Below are 22,932 nucleotides of genomic sequence, written 5' to 3' on the forward strand. Positions count from 1 at the left end.
ACAGACTAAGAACAGACTGCAACCTTCTATCAATTTTTGAAAATCTTCAAAGTGTAGCAGTGTAATACTCTAATCAAAATCCCCCTTTCGGCAGGCTCGGAGGGATATCATAGGTTACTGTCTGCCTGAAGGGGGAACTTCGCCATTTTACGCTCATTCTTTCACTTTGAAACGACTATTCAATTTTAAATGTTTTCGTCAAATTGCCGACCATTACTTTATATGTTCCCGATTCTACAACAGGCCGTTCCGTTCCTATAATGTCACCTGGAATAATGGCAAGCTGTGATGCGGGCAGGTTGAATGTGACTGTCTTTGTCTCTTCAGGGTTAAGGTGAATCCGTTTAAATCCGGCTAACTGTTTCACAGGCGTCAGGACAGAACGATATTCTTGATTGACATAGAGTTGGACGATTTCATCCCCGGCAACCTTGCCAGTATTGGTAACATCCACGGATACTTTTGCTTCTCCTTTTTTGCTAATAATGTTTGTTACCTGCAAATTTTTATACTCATAAGTCGTATAGCTTAATCCGTAACCGAACGGGAATAACGGCTCATACTTTGTTCCCGGCTTATGATTATAAAAAATCGGCACTTGGCCAATGGATTTTGGCCATGTCGAAGCCAACTTCCCACTCGGGTTGTAATCGCCAAATAGAACATCGGCAACCGCCTTTCCTCCTTCTGTGCCAGGAAGATACGCCATTAGAACAGCTGGGGTAGATTCAACAAGATCCGTGATCATCAGCGGACGGCCCGCAACAAGAACGAGAATCACGTCTTTTCCGGTTTCGTTAAGCGCTTGTATAAGCTGTCTTTGAGCGGCAGGAAGTTCGGCTGTTTCCGTGTTTCCTTCCCCCTCAGCGTAAGGTTTTTCGCCAACTACTGCAATGACGACATCCGATTGCAACGCTGCTTTTACAGCCTCATCAATCGCTGCTTTTACTTTGGACGGATCTTTTTCGTCTTTTTCATCCGGCACTCCCGGTACATACTTCACCGCTGTATTGTTAGACACCGCCCCTTTGATGCCTTCAAGGATCGTCACAGCAGGAGGGAGTTCATTAGGATTGGTGGCCCCTTGCCATCCGATCGTCCATCCGCCCATTTGATTTGCCACATTATCGGCACTTGGACCGGTGACCAGAATCGATTTCACATCTTTTTTGAGCGGCAGAACATTTCCTTCGTTCTTAAGCAATGTCATTGTCTCACGGGCTGCCTGAAGCGCCAGCTGACGGTCAGAATCATTGATTATTTCTGCCGCCTTTTTCGGGTCGACGTAAGGGTTTTCAAAAAGTCCCAACTCAAATTTAAGCGTTAAAATGCGGCTTACCGCTTGGTTAATGCGTTTTATTGATATTTTTCCTTCTTTGACAAGTTCGATCAAATTTTTCGTAAAGTTATCTGCATCATGCGGCACCATCGACATATCGACACCTGCATTGATGCTCATGCGAATGGCATCCTTATATGATGGAGCTACTTTATGGACCGTGTGCAACTTCATCATATCTTCCCAATCCGATACAACGACACCCTTAAACCCCATTTCCTTTCGCAACACATCCGTCAACAAATACTTAGAAGCGTGAACAGGGATGCCGTTGATCGAGCCACTGTTTATCATAATGGTTTTGACACCGCTTTCAATTTGCGCTTGAAAAGATGGATAGAAAATCTCTCTTAAGGTGCGAAGGGAAAGGTCAGCTGGAGAACGATCCTGTCCGTTAAGCGGCTGGGAATAACCAACAAAATGTTTTCCCGTGGCTGCTACACTTTCTTGATCGGACAACTTCTTTCCTTGAAGTCCTTTGACCGCCGCCGCACTCAACTTTGAAGCGAGGTAAGGATCCTCACCAAATGTTTCATAAAAACGCCCCCAACGAATATCCCGACCGATATCGGCAACAGGGGCAAAATTCCAATGAATGCCGGTCGCTCTTACAGACTTTGCAGTACTTGCGGAAAGTTTTTCGACCAATTCTGGATCCCATGCGTTAGCGAGTCCAATATTGTGGGGGAAAATGGTTGCTCCGAGGACATTGTTATGACCGTGAACTGCATCAACACCGTAAATAATCGGGATATGCAAACGCGAATGCTCCATCGCATATTTTTGAATGTCGTTTGTCAATTTAGCCCATTCTTCCGGATTGTTCGGTACTGGTGCCGCTCCGCCGCCGCTTAAGATCGAACCGACATGGTTTTCTTCAAAAATCTTTTTCATCCATTCAGGGTTCAGCGGTCCCCGATCCCATTCATTTGTTCCCATGAGCCTTGTTACATCAATTTGCGTCATCTGCCCCACTTTTTCTTCTAACGTCATCCGCTGCAGCAAATCTTTCACTCTTTGCTCAATAGGCACCTCTGGATTCAAGTATAGAGGCTTATCAGATTTTTTAGCGTACGCAGCCCCATCCTGCCTTACATACGGTAAAATCAAACTGACAAGCAACAGCGCAATGATAGGAAATCTAAAAAACTTCGTCCCCTCGTTCATTTGCGGAATCCTCCTTCCCGATTTATTCCATAAAAAAGATGAGTTGTGTGCAAATTCCTCATATTCACCTCCATCCCTTTTATTCAATGTTGTCACAAAATAATTATAAATAAAAATATTTAGATAATTATAAATTAACTTCTTCACTTTTTTGTCATTTCCTTGAATATTTTGCGATTGTACTCACCAGTCAACAATCACCCACTACAGTTGGTGCTTAGGCCATATTGGTTGATTCATCTTTTCGCTAGACGATGCTGGGAGGAAAAGCAATCTTTCTTCCGGTCCTTATCAACAAAAGATATAAGCTGGAATGTGTGGCAAAAAGCATAAGCGATGCATAAACACACATAAAAAGATCATATACAGTGATCAAAAGAATCAACAAGGAGTGAATACTCGAGCGGCGACGGGTACAAAACCCAAAAGCATCTAGAGTGTAGTTGTCGAGAAGTTCATCGATGGAATGGATGCAACGGGTATAGCTAGAAGAGGAAGCTGAGGATCTAACCATAATGCAAAACATAAAAGGGATTCGCAATCTTTTCACACCGAAGAATCTATCTTTCGTAAATACATTCGCACAACGAATAACGCAATTCCCGCTCCAAACGCGTCAATCACCACATCCGACAAAAGCGGAGTCCGCCCCGGCTGAAACGACTGATGCCATTCATCGAAACACGCGCAAACAACAGCAAGCACCCACGCGCCAACCATCGCGAACCGCCGCGGATATAACGCTCTCCACACAAGCGCCGCAAGCAGGCCGAATACCGAAAGATGTGCCAATTAACGCACGATTTAATTCCATGACAAAAACCCATCATTGATATGATCGATATGTCCTAATTGCAGTTTTTGTACGATTTTACTAATCCAACTTGCCGTATTCGCACCAGTAAACATGGCGGATTCGGTAAAATAATAAATCATCCCGCACCATGCGAACACAAGAATCCAAGGAATCATCTTATTTTTCCTTTCATCGCCTAATCTGTTTTAACGAATCATTCTTTTTTAAACTGATCGTTTTTCCATCCACTCCAGCTTTTCCATTGAATGAACATCTTGCAGAATGTAGCGAATGGTCTTTTTCACGGACTTTGGCAGCTGTTGAAATGATGACAGACATACCTCCCAATACTACTTATCATACCCTTTAAAAACTTGTTTTAACTGATGAGCAAGCTCCCGAACCATGTCTTTCGCGGTCATATTGGCGGACAATTCCCCGCGTTGATACGCTTCAATTAATATATGTTTGAAACGCTCGGTTTCTGGTCGCAGAGTCTTTTTCTTCGTCACAACAGTCACCTCCAAATAGAAAAAATAAATACAGCCTCCCGCTGAAATCATTCAGAGGGAGGCTTTCTATTATTCTACATTTCGGCTATGCCACTTCCATGCACTTTCGATGATTTGTTCTAATGAATATTCCGCTTTCCATCCCAACTCTTCATAAATTTTTTGCGAGGATGCGACAAGGCGCGCTGGGTCGCCCGGACGGCGGTCGGTGTATTCAATAACGGCTTTGCGCCCGGTTACTTTTTCACATGTTTCAATCACTTCTTTCACGGAATAGCCTAAGCCGTTGCCAAGGTTGTAAATGGCGGTTTTCTTTTTACCCGCCAACAATGTTTCCAACGCTAAAATATGCGCCTTCGCTAAGTCGGTGACATGGATATAGTCGCGAATGCATGTCCCGTCTGGTGTATCATAGTCCGTACCGAAGACGGAAATTTTGTCGTGCTGGCCTAACAAATGCTGCAAGACAAGCGGAATCAAATGCGTTTCCGGGTTATGGTCTTCGCCAATTTCCCCCGACTCGTGCGCCCCAGCCGCGTTAAAGTAGCGAAGGACGACATAGTTAAGACCATACGCAGAAGCAAAATCCGCTAAAATTTGTTCGATCATCAACTTTGAACGTCCATACGGATTAATTGGATTTGTTGGGCAATCTTCCGTAATTAATTCAACATTCGGAATCCCATACGTCGCCGCGGTTGACGAGAAGATAAAGTTTTTCACATTATACTTTAGCATTGTCTCTAGTAACGTTAAGGTAGCGGCAACATTGTTTTGATAATACTTCAGCGGATTCACCACCGATTCGCCGACTAAGCTGTTCGCCGCAAAATGCATGACGGCTTGAATCGGGTATTTTTCAAAAATCGGTTCAAGATCCGCTTTGTTCCCTAAATCCCCTTGCACAAACACCGCGCGGTCATCCACTAAATAGCGATGACCAGTCGATAAGTTATCAAGCACGATCACTTGCTCTTTTCCCACTAACTCTTTCACTAAATGACTGCCGATATAACCAGCTCCGCCGACAACAAGAATCATATACAATCCCCCATTATACATTAACTATTTGATGGACTATAGTCATTACGGCGTTTTCTAATGCAGCAACGAGTTCTTCGCTCTCTTGCAATGATGTTCCTCTTACGCCAAAATAAAACTTCGCTTTCGGCTCCGTGCCTGATGGACGCAAGCAGAACCATGAGCCATTCGCAAGATGATATTTCAAAACATTCGAGCGCGGCAAGTCAATCGTCTGTTCTTCCCCTGTCGTGACAATGGTGCGCTTGCTTATCAAATAGTCTTCGATCGCGACAACGCTAACGCCAGCGATTTCTTTCGGCGGTTCTTTGCGGAATGTCGCTAAAATGTTCGCGATTTGCTCGGCGCCGTCTTTTCCTTTTAACGTTAACGAGCGTAATGATTCTTTATAATAGCCGTATTTCGCAAAAATCTCTAATAAACCTTCATACAATGTCTTTCCCTGCGCTTTATAATAAGCCGCTACTTCTGCGGCAAAAATCGCCGATTGCACCGCATCTTTGTCGCGGACAAAGTCACCGATTAAATAGCCATAGCTTTCTTCATACCCGAATTGGAACGTGTATTCTTTCGTTTGTTCAAACTCGTTAATCTTCTCACCAATAAATTTAAACCCGGTTAACGTATCGATCGTTGGCAATCCATAATGCTCGGCAATCGCGCGGCCAATTTCGGACGTCACGATCGTTTTCACAACGACACCGTTTTTCGGCAAGATTCCTTTTGCCTGCTTTTGCGATAATAAATATTCCAGCATCAACGCACCCATTTGGTTACCTGTTAACACGACATATTCACCATCTAAATTTTTCACCGCGACACCGAGCCGGTCCGCATCCGGATCTGTCGCCATTAAAATGTCGGCATCGATTTTTTCACCGTATTGAATCGCTAATTCAAACGCGGCATGCTCTTCCGGATTTGGTGAGGCAACAGTGGAAAAGTTCGGGTCTGGAAGTTCTTGTTCTTTTACAACCGTCACGTTTTCAAAGCCAAATGCTTTTAAACCAGCGCGGACTAACTTATTGGCTGTGCCATGCAAAGGAGAAAAAACAATTTTTAAATCTTTCGCCACTTTCGCAACAAGTTCCGGATTTAATTGAATTGTTTTTAATTGCTGAAGGTAGGCTTCATCGATTTCTTCACCGATATAGGTAAGCAAGCCGTTTTCCAGAAGTTCTTGCTCGCTTGCTACTGCAACCGTCAATTCATTTTCGACGGCATTGACGTATTGAATAATCGTATCCGCCACCGCTGGCGGAATTTGTCCGCCGTCTTGGCCATACACTTTAAACCCGTTATACTCCGGCGGATTATGACTTGCGGTAATGACCACACCGGCAAACGCTCCAAGATAACGAACCGCAAACGACAGCTCTGGCGTTGGACGAAGTTCTTTAAATAAGTAAGCTTTAATCCCATGCTTCCCAACCGTCTTAGCCACTTCTAACGCAAACTCAGGCGACTTATGGCGGGAATCATAGGCAATCACAACACCGCGTTCTTTCGCTTCTTCGCCTTGTTCAACGATATAACGGGCTAATCCTTCCGATGCTTTGCGAATGGTATAAATATTCATTCGATTCGTCCCTGGACCAATTTCCCCGCGCATACCGCCTGTGCCGAATTCTAAATGTTCGTAAAAGCTATCTTCAAGAGCTTTTTCATTATGCTTCATAGAAATTAATTGTTGTTTCAATTCTGCATCTAACTCTGAATATGAAAGCCATTTTTCTACTGTTGCTTTATATGTCATCTTTCTGTCTCCCCTTTGTTGTTTACGGATGTGCTGAAATGACCAACACTCCCCCGTTTGCTCGAAAGGAATGTCATATCTGCACAGGCCCTACAATTTCGTTCCATCCCCAGATGCATTTCTGGAAAATAGAGCGAAAGAAGGTGGGTTGTTTCATTATGTTAAACTCTTTTATTTTTTAACACTTGCAACATTTGTTTTGATACCATATCCGCTTGATTAGAAAGAAAGGTGTCATGAGATGGATATTGACTTCGCATTTTCTTCATAAATACTTCGTCAATGACAAAGTGGTGTAATTCGTTCCATGTCATTGTCTTGCATAAATGATTTTCTTTTAAATACGAAATCGTATGTTGATCTTCTTTCATCATTTGTCGACCTAAAATCAATAATGGCTTACGAGCACATACTGCTTCGCTCACGATTCCCCAACCTCGGGCGGTGACAGGCACCAAACCCAAATAAGCCTCCCGCTGAACAACTTCAACAGGAGGCTTGCAAACGGTTATTTTATCGTCTTATCACTTTGATAAAGACGTCAATGACGTGATTTTGTTCCTCAACGGTCATGCTAGAGCCAGATGGCAAACAGTTCATCAAAAACGCTCCAACTTTCCTGATGCGGGTAATACGTTACCCCGTTAAACACCAGCTGCAGATGAAGCGGCTTCCACACAGGACATGCTTCAATATTTTCCTCCGCAAGCGCGTTGATAATATCCATCGGCGTCACGCCAAGCATTTGCTGATAGATCGTCAACGTCGTCAGCCAGCTGTTGGACATCGTGCCTTCCCATTCAGGCATAAACTGAACTCCTTCGATATCCCCTAACGCTTGCACGTAGCGGTTAAAAACCGCCCGTCTCGCTTTCACCCGCTCGTCCAATACTTCCAACTACACCCGACCGATTCCCGCAACGATATTGCTCATGCGGTAGTTATATCCTAATTTGGCTATGTTGATAATGCGGAGCCGGATCGCGCGCCTGAGTCGCTAGAAAACGAGCTTTTTGCAACGCTTCGACATCATCGGAAACTAACATTCCGCCGTCAAAAGTGGTAATGAACCTGTAGGCTTTAAAACTAAATAATAGAACTACTGATAATATCATATACCGCCTTAATTACCCGTTCTTGATCTTCTTCCGTCATCTTTGTATAAAGAGGTAAACTAACAGCATGTTTATAGTTGGCTAAGGCATTTGGATAATCTTCTGGTTGCAGTTGGTAAGTATCTCTCCAATACGGCTGAATATGAAGAGGAATAAAATGGACACTACACCCAATTCCTTTTTGAAACATTTGTTCAATAAAGGATTCACGACTAATCCGAACATCATCAGTTAACCGAATTACGTAAAGGTGCCATGCATGTAGATCATTCTCTTTCGCTTTAGGAGGCAAAATAATTGGCAAATCTTTAAATGCTTCATTATAATTTTCAGCCATTTCTTGACGTTTTTTTTGAAACTTGTATACTTTTCTTAATTGATGTATTCCAAGTGAAGAAGCTAAATCAGTTAAATTATACTTAAATCCTGGAGCAATAACTTCATAATACCAAGATGGCTTGTTAGATGTATATCGGTCAAATGCGTCCCGACTTATACCATGCAACCGCATAACCCGACACCGCTTCGCAATCTCTGGATTCCGGGTAACAATCATACCACCTTCTCCAGTTGCTAATGTTTTAGTGGCATAAAAACTATAAACTGTTACATCACTTTCCAAGGTCCCGATTAATCGACCTTTATAAGTAGTCGGAAGGGCATGTGCCGCATCCTCCACAACTTTTAATCCGTAAGATCGAGCAATAGTAAGTATTTCATCCATTTCACACGAAAGACCCGCAAAGTGAACAGGAATAATTGCTTTTGTTTTTGAGGTAATTTTTTCTTCAATTTTGTTCGGATCAATATTAAAGGTATCGGGATTAATATCAACAAATACAGGATGAGCACCTAAATAGCGAATTACTTCCGCGGTTGCGGTAAATGTATACGGCGTTGTAATGACTTCATCGCCTGGTCCAACACCAATTGCCTCCAACGCTAAATGAAGACCTGCAGTGGCAGAACTAACTGCAATTGCTTCAACATTTCCTCCTAAAAAATTTACAAAATCTTGCTCAAACTGTTTTGTTTTTGGGCCTGTCGTTAACCATCCAGAATGCAAGGAATCAATAACTTCATTAATTTCTTCTTCCCCAATATCAGGTAAAGCAAAAGGTAAAAAATTCACCATAACTTGTATTTCCTCCTAAAAGTTTTATAAAATCCAACCGGTTTATAATTGAGTGTGTTGCAAAATGCATGATGAATGGATACATACACAAAAAAACATCTATCAGAACATCATGGACAGTAAGCAAAAAAAACAAATTGGACATGATTATAACCCCTAATTTTCACCATTAAACCTAGACAGCCTTACGAAACTTCCATACTCTTCTATACTCTTGGAATCTTTGTATTAAAATATTTTTAAAGACTTATTTTATGATCAATTCCTATCAGAAATTAACATCATACTGTAACGTTTTTGCTATTTTCAATGACCCCTCATTTTTCTATGTTTCCCCACAACAGAAAATGGTGCCGAAAATAAGGGTTTCCGATTTTCCATACACAACTGTTAAAAAATTTAGGAAACGATATCCCTGATTCATACTGGTCTACAACACTGCTGTCCGAAGCAGTCTTGACGGTTCACAGCCGAAGTAGACTGTTTATCTGATTCTAAAAGATTAACATCCATATCTTGTGCCATTACTGAAGGTCGAAGGAATTGAATTAATATCATGTTTCGGCAACACCAAATCAGAATGATACAACAGTAACATCAGAGCTGATTGCTTCTTCTACAAAAACGGTAAATGAATTAGCACTTAGCGATGCTACATATGGAAGAGAAAATGTTCATCAAGTAGCAGACAGGTAAGGAATCTATTTATTTCCCGAATTAATCGAAACATAGCAAAGATCGAAAAGATGACTATGACTGGATTCACCTATCCTTTTAAAAACAATATGACAAAGAGCTATTAGGACTTCACTGCGAAATCAACCGAGTATCCAATGAATGAAAATTGACGGATCAGAAGAGATGCAATGGTATGGGTTTCATCAATATTTACTACATGTATAATGCTGTATCCTTAATTAAAGTTTTTATTCTAGTTCTGTAACACCATCTTTTATATCAAGCATTGCTTTGTTTTTATAAAAATCATAGTATTTTTGAAGCATTATTTCCTTAGTAAAGAATATACTAAACTTTTTATATGCTTGTTCAGCAATCTTGTTCCTTAGTCCTTCATTTTCTATCAATAGTTTAATACTTTCTTTTAATCCAACTACATCCTTTGGTTTAACTACGAGAGCATCTCTTTTATCTTCTACTACGGTAATATTACTTCCAATTTCTGTACATATAATAGCTTTTTTGGCAGCCATTGCTTCAAGTAGAGCAATTGAGAGACCCTCCCATAAAGACGGTAAAACAACAATATCAGCAGCATTGAGAAGATTATTTACATCACTTCTGAAACCTAAAAATCTTACTTTATCTTCTATATTTAATTCCTTTGCTCTATTTTTTAAGCTCTCTTCTAACTCACCTGAACCAGCAATATTAAACCCATATTTACTGTCTATTTGATCGTTCTTCAACATTGCAATAGCTTCCAATAAATATTCAATACCTTTTTGTGTTGCTAACCTTCCAATTGTAAATATAGCAATCTCATTATTTTGAATGCCTAATTGGCTTCTCATTTGTTCCCTTTCTACTGTAGGTTTTACCCTATTAGGATCTAATCCGTTTGGTATAGATATAATTTTATCACTCGGAGCGATTTTCAGCTCTTCGGCCCACTTTTTATGGAAATCACTTACTGTAATAATAAAATTACAATACTTTGCCACAAATTTCTCAATTTGGGAGTATATCAAAATACTATGCCTTGGAGACTGCTCATGAAAAGCAAAGCCGTGTACAGTGTGAAATACAAAAGGTACTTTAGCCAACCTAGCAGCAATTCGACCTACTACTCCACCCTTTGAAGTGTTTGTATGGACAATATCAAATTTTTCCTGTTTTATCAGTTTTACTAAACGGATTATACTTTTTAAGTCAGCCTTTGGATTTATTTCACGCACCATTGGAACATGATGAAACGTAACATAATCAAAATACTTTAAATAATTATTTTTTACACTTTCCCTACTGTACGTCATGTGTATATCTACATTAAATTTTTGATGTAACATCTTTATAATGGTTATTATATATTCTGTTCCTCCTCCTATTTCATTTCCTCTTGCTACAATGAGCATTTTTTTCATTTCCGTTGCAGTCCTTTCAAATCATCTTTTTCCTTATATTTGTTCAAGATCTTCACCGTAAAATGCACTTAATTCTTCATTAAAAATATGTTGATAATCCATCTTTATTATGATGGTAATAAGAGTAAATAAAGTAAAGAATAGTTACGTTTATTACACAAACTCAATCGTTTGATAAGTACACTTTGTAGTGATGAACTGTTGTTCATCTATTAACATAATATTAGATAACAACTTATCTATCAGTGCTAATCTCAAGATTATACAATTTAAGTATATTTATTTGAAAAATTTCATAAGCCGATTTAACATAGTGTGATCATAGGACAATTTCTTCAATAAGATCTTACAAAGATTTATATCGATAGCTTTGATTATAAATAGTGCAAAATAAATAGTCCCAGTCCAACGCAAAACAGCAAACACTATCCTAAGGAAAAATACTAATAACTTTCTTTTAGCATAGTAATTATAAGATTAGATTAAGACTTCGCAAATATTTTATCTTATTTAGCCATCCTATTATCTTCGTTTGTATATAGCCCTTTGCGCTGTAAAACAGTAAATACTGTTTTAAATATTATCTTTAAATCCAAAATAAAAGAAATATTTTCAACGTAGTATAAATCAGCTTTCTGCTTTTCTTTAACAGATATACTATTTCTAAAAAAGGCCTGTGTATATCCGGTAATTCCTGGTCTAACAGTAAATTTTTTTAGATACTCTTTACTATATAAATGTACATTACCACATGGACTAGGTCTTGGCCCCACAAAAGACATATCCCCTTTTAAAACATTTAAAATTTGTGGAACTTCGTCAATACTAAGTTTTCTTATGACCTTACCAACTCTCGTTAATCTAATATCATCGCTGGAATTGAATGTGCTTCCGTCTTCATTTCTTAGATCAGGAGCATTAACAACCATTGATCTAAATTTATACATTTTAAACTTTTTAAGGTTTCTTCCCAACCTTTCTCCACAATAAAAAACGGGACCGCCATCATCTAATTTTATAGCAATCCCTACTAACAACCACAATATCAAGAAAAAAGGTAATGCAACGATGCTGAACAAAATATCAAGTAATCTTTTAAAAAACTTTTGATACATTCATTCTCCCCCCCTTAATATAACGGTAAGGTTTTATTTCTCTCAAAATCTCTCTAAACTTTCTTTGTTTAATCCCTTTATTACATTAAGAGAAATAATGGATTTTAATTATTTATTTTCCCTAAACGTATCTGTTAGTTTGTTAGAATTGGATAATTAACTTTTAAAATTTTGCAATTTTATTTTCTTTATATCATTTAAGGCGTCTTTAAATGAAAAAGAAGGTATATATCCTAGCTCTTTTTTTGCTTTGGAACTGTCCATTAGGGATGATTCTATTCCTTCATCCAGCGAATCCTCATATATTAAATTATCTTCATTGTCAAAACAATTGTTTACCATCTTCGCAATTTCTAAATTAGTATACGCTTCTCCACTTCCGATATTATATACACCGTGAAGGTCGGGTTTATGTAATGCCAATAGAATAGCTCTTGCAACATCTTTGACATAAACGAATTCTCGCTTTGCGATGCTTTTTCCTATCACTTTAAGTGTTTTCTTTTCAAAAGCTCTATCCAGGAAAGTGTTCATCATATAACCCTTTTTTTCACCTTCACCTAAAACCTGAGCAATTCTTAAAGATTTAATATTTAACCCATATTGCCGATGATAAAGATTACCTATATATTCACAGGTTATTTTACTTATTCCATATAATGTTTTTGGAGAAGGCAATTGTTCCTCATCCCACGGGATTTTTGTAGTATCTGAATAAACAGAAATAGATGAAGCGAACACAATATTTTTAATTCCCAACTTTCGACAACTTTCATAAAGATTTTCTGTCATTATGATATTCGGATAAAAATCTGCTATGCTGCCATTGGTTCCTCGAATAGCTGCTAAATGAATAACTGCATCAATATCCCTTAAAACATTTGTTAAACTAGCTATTGAATAGTCAGTTTTTCTATATTCACAACTGACATTGTCTGCAACTGAATTTCTCCCTAAAATCACAGGAGTATATATTTGATCTTGATGTAAAAGAGAAATCACTTCTTTTCCAAGAAAGCCAGTCCCACCTGTAACAGCTACTTTCATTATCAGACACTCCTAATCTTGAATAATATAATATCCTATTTTTTCGAACTGGCCATTGATTGCTCTGATTAAATCACCATCATTATAATACTTAAAACTAAAAAGTGTATTACTTGGAATGTTAAAGTTTGTATAGTCAGCCTGTTTATTTGGTGCATCACATAAGAATTCAAGAGTGTATTGTCCCTCAAATTTTTTACAATTATATAACTCATCTGTATTTCCAAACAGCAAATGTTCAAACGTCAACTTAATCAGATTAACTCCTGTATAATATCTCAATACATTCCACATATGGCATCCATCAAGTCTTGGAGTAACCTCAATAATAAAAGGTTGGTCGTCCTTCATCTTAATTTGAAAATACAGCGGACCGTTTACAATACCTAACTTTTTAGCAACTCTACATACTAGATCTTTTACACGTTCATTAGTACTGCTATTTAAAACCTTAGAAGGAACTACATGTTTACGAATTAGCCCTCCTTGAAATTGAGGCCAAACTACACGGTCAGAAGGGACAAAAAAGGCAATATCCCCATCTATCATGTAAGCGTTCACTGAAAGTTCTGGCCCTTCGATGTACTCCTCAATGATAACAGTTTCTTCGCGGGAAAATCGTTTGCAAGCCTCAAAGTGTTGCTGGAATTCATTATAATCTTTAATTAATCGTACTCCCCTTTGTCCCTGGGAATCCGATGGTTTCATGATAAATGGATAAGATAATTCTATTTTGTCATTAATATTATTTATGAGTTGAAATTTAATATTACCATCAAAATCATTACCCAAAAACTCTCTCATTTTAATTTTATTATTACATATTTTCGCTGTGCGTGAAGAAACAAAATGGGGAAGCCCCATTTTTTCACTGATAGCTGCAGATATAGGTATAGCTATATCCGAACCAACTGAATAAACACAATCTATCTCATGTTCTTGTATAAATTCAATCACTCTATCTACTTCTGTGAAATTAATTAATTGAAAGTGATCAGCATAAATACTTCCTGGGCCGTCATTTGCTTGAGCACATGCGTATGTTTTTACGCCCATTTTTTTTAGTTCTATTATTGCATCCATTTGCACAGGAGCAATACCAAGTATTAACACTTTTTTCATATTCATCTTCCTCTCTGCTGATTAACGATTTCCTCCAGTTTATCTAATACTGCATTGCTAGGGGATTCAGCAAATAAGTGGCAATTCTTTTTGATAATATCATCATCTAATGTCCACCATTGGATTCTTAAAAGTCTTTCTATAATCTTTTCATCAAACCTGTATTTTATTATTCTAGCAGGATTCCCTGCAACAACGGCATAAGGAGGTACAGATTTTGTGACAATCGAATTCGCTCCAACTACTGCTCCGTCCCCTATGGTTACCCCTCTTAAAATAGTAGAATTAGCACCTATCCAAACATCGTTTCCAACTTCACATTCTTCCTTAAATCTATTGTAGTAGGTAACACCGTTATTCAACTCATCATAAGGATTATATAGAAAAGTATGTGATGTAATTCTGCTGAAATCATGCTCAGCAGCTCCAATTGTCACTCCCCAAGAAATAGATGTAAAAGCGCCTATCCGGGTATGCATAATTACTGTATCCTGACCAGTATATGTATGTTTCCCTACTTTAACAAAATAGAGATGATTATACTTTCCTGCTCGTGCGTATCTCTCAAGATGACTATGATCTAACTTTGAACCATCTCCTGCAAATGTATTTTCCTCCATTTTACTCTTTACAATGGAACATCCTCTGTAAACCTTGGAATTTCTTGATATTATTGAATCAATAACATTAGAAAATGGATATATAGTTGCTTCTGGATGAATTTGAGAGTTGACTATTTTCGGTTCTATTATTTGATTATTCATTATTTCACCTCAGCCTGTGATAGTAGAATGGACTACAGATGAATATGGTGGTATGTCAAGAAAACAGACACGTTAAATATTAAATAGAGAGAAATAGCTGAATCTATGTAGCTAATTTCCTCGTCATTTTTTCATTTTCGAGAGCTCTTTGTAAGGTTTTGATGACTAATTTGTATATCGATGTACCATCTACAATCTTACGGGTAAATAAATCCATGATACTTGCTAAATACAACCATCCTTCATCGATAGGAATGAATGTATGTAATATCCGCCATCCATACTTCGTTCAGAGCCATTGTTTGCAAGTCTCACTCTAACAGAATGGCATATACATATAAAGATGCCTCCCCTGTTTGTGATGGCTTTGAATTTACAGACGGTAATAGATCTCAAAACCGTCTTCGCTCCTGACTCGAAAATCTAGAATTTCACGATATCCTTCATCATTAACTCCTAATACAACATAAATTGACTTCTTTCTCCACCGTATCACGAAGAAGTTCCACATACATGCCGTCCAAGTATAAGACTGGATGGTGCTTGGATAGAAGTCGTGTGTACCATTTCTCGATATCTTCCTTGACCACATCGGTAACATGACTAATCGTGGTCGGAGAAATAGGCAGCTCCCAGCATAAGTTTAATGAATTTGTCAAATTCTCTCGTGCTCATGCCACTTTGGTACATCTTGATTATCGTTTTCTCAAGCCAACCCGTGTGACACTGGTAAGGGGCAAACAGCTGTGTTTGAAATTCCCTGTTTCGGTCTCTTGGTACAGAAAGCCCTTCGATACGACCATATTGTGTATTGAGACTCCCACGATAATATAATAACCGTTTCGCATATTGGGCATCCTGCTGATTCAATTTCGAGAAAGCTTTTTGTCTCTTCCCGTATGATTAGCTCTAGTTTTGCTTTGACAAATTGGCGAATCGCACTTTCCAGTTGGTTTACCCAGTCTTCTTTCGATATACCTTTTAGACATAGGTAGGGGGACTCTCTTTTCTCTTTAGTGTTTTGAGTTCAATAGAGATACCCTACCTTATGCATAATTTCAAGTTTTTACTCTAGTTTTGCAACAACATTCATTTATATAGAAGTGATTCAGGAACTAGGATTTCCTATCTTTCATACTCAAACGGTAAAGGATTTAGGTTTACGCTATCCCCGGTTAGTCCTTATGGATAGCTCGTTCCTGCAAATCAGTCTTTATCATCACAAACAAAGTCAGACATGGCGATTTGGTACCACCGATTCAAAATCTATAAGCTCCACCTTTGTACCACAACCAAAAGAATCGTTTTACCTCATCTCTTAACCACTACTAACCAAAATAACAAGGGAGTGCCATCAGAACTACTTTCCTCTTTGCTAAAAGCATACAGGATTAACATTGGCGATGTCCATATGAAAGCGAAAACATCGGTAAAAACAGAGCAAATAGAAAAAGATGCTTATAGTTCGGAGGATTCATGTCTTTTTTGGAATTGAGATTTGAAAAATAGTCTTTAGGATTTTTCACTAAAATCGAACAAGTATTTTAAGTGTTGAAAAACATGTGTTGGAACAATTAACAGTTCTACGAAAGGTGTGGTCACCGATATAACTAGCGCCATTAGTTAAACAACGATAGCCACCCTTTACTTCTGTGAGAAATGGGCTTTTCGATTCTTATACATTTACTGTATGGTTCAATACACTTGCTCTTCCAATCGAATGATACTCAATATCATGCTTTACTACTTCCTCAATCGCATAACAATTTCGACCATCAAACACAATAGGTGTTTTCATCAATTTTTCAAACGTATCTAACGGTAAGGTCTTAATTTGTTCCCATTCCGTTACAATCATCGCAATGTCTGCATCACGAAGCGCGTCTTCAATCGAACAAGCATAATCAATTTTATCACCAATCACACGTTTGGCATTTTCCGTTGCAATTGGGTCATAAGCAACAACAGAAGCCCCTTCTTTTACTAGTTCTTCTGCAATCACAATCGAAGCAGCTTCTCGTATATCGTCTGTATTCGGCTTAAACGCTAAACCAAGCATGGCTACTTTTTTTCCTTGCAAACTTCCAAACCGTTTACGTGCTTTTTCTACCAGTTTCACTTGTTGCCGATTATTGACGTGAATCACCGCCTCTAACAACTCAAACTGATGATCAACGTTTCCCGCAATTTGCACTAATGCCTTCGTATCTTTTGGGAAACATGACCCTCCATAACCAATACCAGCCCGTAAAAATTGCGGCCCTATACGCGAATCCAGTCCCATTCCATACGCAACGTCTTCGACATCAGCACCAACTTTTTCACAAATATTTGCAATTTCATTAATGAAGCTGATTTTGGTTGCTAAAAAAGCATTGGAAGCATATTTAATCATTTCCGCACTGCGAATGTCCGTTTTAAAAATAGGAATGCCAAAAGGTCGATTAATTTCCTCAATCACCGCAGCAGCCTGTTCATTCTCCGCTCCAATCACAATACGGTCTCCATGAAATGTATCATATATCGCGGAACCTTCTCGTAAAAATTCTGGGTTAGATACAACATCAACCTCAACTTTCTTTTTCAAATTCGCTTCAATCCACTGTTTTACTTTATGGTTCGTTCCCACTGGAACTGTACTTTTGGTAACAATGATAACATGGTCTCTTTCTACATTTTCCGCAATATCTTTCGCCGCTTGTTCCACAAATCGTAAATCAGCAGAACCATCTTCTTTTTGCGGTGTACCGACTGCAATATAAATTACTTCCGCCTCGGCAAACGCTTCTTTATGACTTGTCGTGAAACGAAGACGACCATCCTCCATATTCTTCTTCATTAATTCTTCCAATCCCGGTTCATAAATAGGGAGAATACCTTCTTTCATTCGTTGAACCTTTTGTTCATCCACATCAACACAAGTCACATCATGACCAATTTCAGAAAGACAAACACCCGTCGCTAAACCGACATATCCTGTACCAACAACTGCGATTTTTTTCATTTTGATCTCCTTTCTAACAAACAAGAAACAGCTACCTCATGTTCATAAGGTAACTGCCCCTCTAAGTTTATCCATAGTAACCTCTATACCAATCAACAAATTTTTTAAGTCCATCCTCAATGGACGTCGAAGGATGAAACCCAACTGCTTTCTGCAAATCATCAATATCCGCATACGTCGCTTCAACGTCTCCTGGTTGCATCGGCAAGAATTCCATTTTCGCTTTTATTCCAAGCAACGATTCCAATGTTTCAATGAAATCCAACAACTTTACTGGTTGATTGTTGCCAATGTTATAGATTTTATATGGAGCATAACTAGAGCTTGGATCAGGCGACATTCGGTCCCAGTTCGGATTAGCAATCGGTGGCTTATCTAATAAACAAATCATTCCTTCAATAATATCATCAATATAGGTAAAGTCTCGCTTCATATTTCCATGGTTAAACACTTTGATCGGTTTACCTTCAAGAATATGTTTCGTAAACGAGAAATACGCCATATCCGGTCGCCCCCAAGGACCATAAACTGTAAAAAAGCGAAGCCCTGTTGTTGGGATCCCATACAAATGGCTATATGTATGCGCTATTAGCTCATTCGCTTTTTTCGTCGCCGCATACAAACTAACAGGATGATCAACATTATCATTGGTAGAAAACGGCATTTTGGCATTCGCTCCATATACTGAACTTGAAGAAGCATAAATAAAATGTTTTACAGGATAATGACGACACGCTTCAAGTATATTCACAAAGCCAACCAAATTCGAGTCAACATAAGCATGAGGATTTTGTAAACTATAACGCACTCCCGCTTGCGCTGCTAAATGTATTACATGTGTAAAGGAAAACTTCTCAAATAATTTTAAAATTCCTTCCCGATCTACTAAGTCTAACTTTTCAAACGTAAAACGATCATACTTTCTCAATTCCGCTAAGCGATCTTCTTTCAATTTCGGATCATAGTAATCGTTCAAATTATCTATTCCAACCACTTCATACCCTTGTTCTAGCAGTCTCTGCGACAGATGCATACCGATAAATCCAGCTGCGCCGGTGACTAAGATAGTCATGTAAATTCCTCCATCTATGATTGTTCTACTAACATTCAATAAATATCTCTCATCTCATTAAGAACTTGCACTAAATATACGGCTAAATCTCTTTTAACGAAGCCCTACCCATTTTCTCTCGCAAATCAGTTATTAATTTCACAAAATTTTCCACTAAAGCTTGATTATCTTCTAAATTGACTACAAATTCTATTTACTCCACGTTTCACTAAATCCCTTGAACCTCTTACATTGGTTACAACTAACGGATTTCCAGAAACCATTGTTTCCATGATGCATCGAAGCAATTCTTCACGGTAAGATAGTAAGGCTAAAAATAGAGATAGAATAAATTGAGTAAAAGGGGGTTCTCCCCCTTTAAGAAGTCGATTAAAAAAGAAACTGCAGCAGACTAGTATTATTTGGCCACCTCTCTATAAAGTCTCTCTATTTTTGGTATTTGTGTTCTCACATCAAATTTTTCTTTTACGTAAGCTTTGCTATTCTCTTGGAATTTCTCTATTTTTTTTCTATCATTCTTCAAATGATATAGATGTTCAATAAACTTATTATAATTCCCAGACTCAATAAGTATACCGTTTTTTTCATTAATTATTAATTCTGATATACCACCTACGTTCATAGATACTATTGCCTTACCTAACGCCATGGCTTCTAATAATACCATTGGTAACCCTTCATATATAGACGGCAAAAAGAATATATCTATAATACTATAGTAGCTATAAACATTTTTTTGATATCCAGTAAGTATAAACATTTCTTCCATGTCTAATTTATTGATTAATTCTCTAATATGTTGTTCCTGTTCTCCTGACCCTACCAATAGAAATATACAATCTTTAAATTTAGATTTATATTTCGCTAATTCATTTATAAATGGTACAAGCCCTTTTTGTTCTGAAAGCCTACCTATAAATCCAAATATTGTTTTACTTTTATCTATATTAAATTTTTTCAAGATATCATTTATTTCTTCTTTTTTTTGGCTTGCATCAATCTCGGCAACATCAATAAAATTAGATATGCTATATATTTTTTTTCTCTTTGCATACTTGGCATTTTTTAAATAATAATCGTTTACTACTGATCCACAGGTTATACTAGCATCGAATCTATTTCTCACTAGCATATCTATCAATTTATAAATAGAAACGTACTCAAGCCATGGATAACAATTGTGAATATGCGAAATAATGGTAATATCTAATAAAAATATTTTCTTTACTAAATAAGCATATAAAGAAGCCCTGTTATCATGAGCATGTACTATATGTATATTTCTTTCTTTGATAATTCTTTTTAAGCCAAATAGTATTTTAGGTATATTGCTATTAAAGTCTATGATCTCCGAATTTATATTGTATTCTCTAGCGACATTATTAAGTTCATCCCCACCACATACAAAAGTAACATTATAATTTTCATGAAGACTTCTACATATTAACAGTGCTATCTTTTCTGCACCACTTAACCTTGATGTAACTACCATATGTAGTATATTTTTCATGTATTTTCCCCCAAACAAATCATTAGTTCACAACATGAAGATTATTGTTTCATGTGAAGCTTAGCATACATTAAGCATTTCCTTTTTTAACATTCTAGCTAGCTTCCATAGAAAAAGGGTTAGGAACCCCTCTAACCCAATCACTGAAATTTGCAACTTTTTAATTTCCTTCCCAACTGGACCAACATCTGTCAACGGTATCTAATCAGCTCCTAAATAGAAAAGCTTTCAAAAATGGTCTTATCTTCACCTTTACTAGTCCATACTGATGGTAACGAAAGAAAGGAAGTGAAGACAAAGAAAAATTATTCGTGTTTTTGACATATTCCTCAAACATTCAATTAGCGATTTCAACCGTAGAAGGACTGATCAAAAAATCGAGCATCAACAACGGATCGTTTAACAAAAAGCAGAAATCATCGACCAGTTAACGAAAGAAAACCAACAACTCAAAGCCTGTATTGCGGAATTAGAAGCACGTACTAAAAAACAGTATCAATGGTCACTTACCACTATCTTCGGATCAGTTTGTGACCAAGCCTTCTTTCCAGGAAAAATCAGAGAAGAAACCAGGTGGTCAGCCAAATCGTCACGGTGTGACATTGCATCAAGTCGAACATCCTGATCATCGCATCGTTTATTGCGTGACCAAATGTCAAGGATGCGGGTCCTCATTTCCACACTAAAAAACATAATCAACCTGTCTGGGAATCTCTCGAAAAACTCCCCGAAAAAGAAAGAAGATTCTCTCCCATTCCTAAGAGTGTTATCTATGCCGAAAACACCTTAATTGATGTTTGGATTCTCAAAATCTCGCTAGTAGTCGGCTGAATGGATACATTTGCTCATTATTATACATGATCTCGAGTTTTTACTCCGGTTTTGCAACAATTATCATTTATAAAAGGATAAGTACGTGAATTCATATGATTTATTGTAAAACTTATTTTCAGAAAGAAAACCATTAAGAAGACTCCTATAATCATATGAAAATTCCTGTTAATAAGATGCTGAGGATCTCCGTATAACAAATTAAGAATAGCAACATTTAAAACTATATTTGCATAAATAATAAACATAACACCTTTTATTGGTATATTAGAAATAAAACGCTCTACTATTAATAGCAGTGCACCCCAAAAAATTCCTATTAATAAGACTCCTACAACTGATCCTTCTATTATACTAAAAGACAGCATATCTACTGGAATACTTCCTGTGACCCCTAACTCTCCTTTACGAGCTCCTATTATATAAATTGTATTTATATCAGAAGCTGTATCGACTAATTGCCCCCATACCCGCTGTGGCAAAATATAAATAGGGGATACCAGCAAGTCTTTAAACCATCTATAGTCCTGAGCAGATATATGGACAATGTATGAAGCAAAAGGAAAGGATAGCTCCTTTGTTAAAAAATTTAATATTCCTCCATCATCACTTGACCTCTTCAATACTTTATCGGATATAATAACTAAAAATAGACTGATAAAAGGAAAAAATATTAATTTTGACAGAAAACCAAAGATATTTTTATGATTATACAAAATATATCCCAAGAAAAAGGTAAGTACGTAAACTGCTAACGAAACCCTACCTACCCATGTAAACAAAACATACAAAGAGAATATAAATGAAAGAATAAATGCTATGAACAAAATTAGGCTATTTTTCTTCTTAATCTTTTTGTCAATTAGAATTCCAAAAAATATAAAAGAAGAAAAGAAAGAAAAACTCCCGAATATTTGAAGAAAACTAAATGGATTTTCTACATAAAAAACTCCTGCTCTAATAGCTGTGCTATATTTAAATATTCCTATAAAACCACCATAAGCTTTCGTATAAAGCCAATATGACACTACCGAAGTGACAAACATTAAATAAGCAATAAATAGCATTTTCCTAATTGTATCTTTTCGGGCCACAGACAGATCTTTTTTTTGTTTATGCTGAAATAACTTAAAGTTATTGATAAGCATATTTGTTAAATTCCATCCAAAAATAACAGATATTAAAAGTAATATATTCATTAAAAGATAAGTAAAAGAAGCCCAATCGTCATATTTTATAATCCACGGAGTCCAATTATAAGAATTTTTTCCTGCATATGTTGCCCATAACACAAACCCAAATCCTATACCATTAAATGTACCTAAAGATAGAAGAAACCAATCTAACAACTCAAATCTCTTTTTGCGTATTAGACGAAAATAGACAATAAAGAAAACAATAAAAGCGAACAACAATCCTCCTGTTGCAGCTATAATTAAGACCATATTAAACCTCTTTCCCCAATTAAATAAAACTGATAATAATTACATAAAGGTACAATCAA

General features: G+C 37.4%; 14 protein-coding genes and 5 pseudogenes. 1 reads left to right on the forward strand and 18 read right to left on the reverse strand.

Going from position 1 to position 22,932, the window contains the following annotated elements; genetic code table 11:
- Positions 1-175 precede the first annotated feature (175 nt).
- The 17 genes and pseudogenes from GCA01S_RS01350 to GCA01S_RS01425 form a co-directional block, all read right to left on the reverse strand.
- A complete protein-coding gene (locus tag GCA01S_RS01350; protein ID WP_052510007.1) occupies positions 176-2,506 on the reverse strand; it encodes a glycoside hydrolase family 3 N-terminal domain-containing protein in 2,331 nt (776 codons plus the stop codon).
- 546 nt (positions 2,507-3,052) lie between these two features.
- Positions 3,053-3,478 (reverse strand): annotated as a pseudogene (locus GCA01S_RS01355) (VanZ family protein).
- Between the two features lie 174 nt (positions 3,479-3,652).
- The gene (locus tag GCA01S_RS20460) at positions 3,653-3,814 is read right to left on the reverse strand and encodes a hypothetical protein (protein WP_169735601.1); all 162 of its coding nucleotides are present in this window, start codon (positions 3,812-3,814) and stop codon (positions 3,653-3,655) included.
- Between the two features lie 69 nt (positions 3,815-3,883).
- Positions 3,884-4,855 (reverse strand): UDP-glucose 4-epimerase GalE, encoded by a 972-nt coding sequence (gene galE / locus GCA01S_RS01360; RefSeq protein WP_042406637.1) that lies wholly within the window; start codon positions 4,853-4,855, stop codon positions 3,884-3,886.
- Positions 4,856-4,868: 13 nt separating this feature from the next.
- Positions 4,869-6,611: a phospho-sugar mutase gene (locus tag GCA01S_RS01365; protein WP_042406639.1), complete on the reverse strand. Its 1,743-nt coding sequence runs from the start codon at positions 6,609-6,611 to the stop codon at positions 4,869-4,871.
- A gap of 161 nt (positions 6,612-6,772) precedes the next feature.
- Positions 6,773-7,075, reverse strand: coding sequence for a hypothetical protein (locus GCA01S_RS01370; protein ID WP_042406641.1), 303 nt, complete (start codon positions 7,073-7,075; stop codon positions 6,773-6,775).
- A 49-nt stretch (positions 7,076-7,124) separates the two neighbouring features.
- Positions 7,125-7,705 (reverse strand): annotated as a pseudogene (locus GCA01S_RS01375) (DegT/DnrJ/EryC1/StrS family aminotransferase); the annotation flags it as partial.
- Positions 7,698-8,861: a DegT/DnrJ/EryC1/StrS family aminotransferase gene (locus tag GCA01S_RS01380; protein WP_042406644.1), complete on the reverse strand. Its 1,164-nt coding sequence runs from the start codon at positions 8,859-8,861 to the stop codon at positions 7,698-7,700. The pseudogene GCA01S_RS01375 and the gene GCA01S_RS01380, both read right to left, overlap by 8 nt.
- 926 nt (positions 8,862-9,787) lie before the next feature.
- A complete protein-coding gene (locus GCA01S_RS01385; RefSeq protein WP_042406646.1) occupies positions 9,788-10,963 on the reverse strand; it encodes a glycosyltransferase family 4 protein in 1,176 nt (391 codons plus the stop codon).
- A 506-nt stretch (positions 10,964-11,469) separates the two neighbouring features.
- Complete coding sequence (locus GCA01S_RS01390) at positions 11,470-12,078, reverse strand: sugar transferase (RefSeq protein WP_042406648.1); 609 nt, start codon at positions 12,076-12,078, stop codon at positions 11,470-11,472.
- Positions 12,079-12,234: 156 nt separating this feature from the next.
- Positions 12,235-13,125, reverse strand: a complete 891-nt coding sequence (locus tag GCA01S_RS01395; protein ID WP_042406652.1) for an NAD-dependent epimerase/dehydratase family protein — start codon at positions 13,123-13,125, stop codon at positions 12,235-12,237.
- 12 nt (positions 13,126-13,137) lie between these two features.
- On the reverse strand, positions 13,138-14,247 hold the full coding sequence (locus GCA01S_RS01400) for an ATP-grasp domain-containing protein (protein WP_255212252.1): 1,110 nt from the start codon (positions 14,245-14,247) through the stop codon (positions 13,138-13,140).
- 172 nt (positions 14,248-14,419) lie between these two features.
- Positions 14,420-14,567, reverse strand: a pseudogene (locus GCA01S_RS20780) (DapH/DapD/GlmU-related protein); the annotation flags it as partial.
- Between the two features lie 820 nt (positions 14,568-15,387).
- Positions 15,388-15,987: pseudogene (locus GCA01S_RS01410) on the reverse strand (IS256 family transposase); the annotation flags it as partial.
- 699 nt (positions 15,988-16,686) lie between these two features.
- Complete coding sequence (locus GCA01S_RS01415; RefSeq protein WP_042406654.1) at positions 16,687-18,015, reverse strand: UDP-glucose dehydrogenase family protein; 1,329 nt, start codon at positions 18,013-18,015, stop codon at positions 16,687-16,689.
- 67 nt (positions 18,016-18,082) lie between these two features.
- On the reverse strand, positions 18,083-19,087 hold the full coding sequence (locus GCA01S_RS01420) for an NAD-dependent epimerase (RefSeq protein WP_042406657.1): 1,005 nt from the start codon (positions 19,085-19,087) through the stop codon (positions 18,083-18,085).
- 397 nt (positions 19,088-19,484) lie between these two features.
- Positions 19,485-20,597 carry a glycosyltransferase gene (locus tag GCA01S_RS01425; RefSeq protein ID WP_042406658.1) on the reverse strand — a complete coding sequence of 371 codons (1,113 nt, stop codon included), beginning with the start codon at positions 20,595-20,597 and terminating at the stop codon, positions 19,485-19,487.
- A 424-nt stretch (positions 20,598-21,021) separates the two neighbouring features.
- On the opposite strand from GCA01S_RS01425, the pseudogene GCA01S_RS20785 reads away from it, so the two are divergent.
- Positions 21,022-21,271: pseudogene (locus tag GCA01S_RS20785) on the forward strand (IS66 family transposase); the annotation flags it as partial.
- 177 nt (positions 21,272-21,448) lie between these two features.
- Here GCA01S_RS20785 and GCA01S_RS01430 read toward each other — a convergent pair.
- Entirely contained in the window at positions 21,449-22,873 is a 1,425-nt protein-coding gene (locus tag GCA01S_RS01430) for a hypothetical protein (protein ID WP_042406661.1), read from the reverse strand.
- Positions 22,874-22,932 lie beyond the last annotated feature (59 nt).

This window comes from Parageobacillus caldoxylosilyticus NBRC 107762 (assembly GCF_000632715.1).
In the GTDB taxonomy this organism is placed as follows: domain Bacteria; phylum Bacillota; class Bacilli; order Bacillales; family Anoxybacillaceae; genus Saccharococcus; species Saccharococcus caldoxylosilyticus.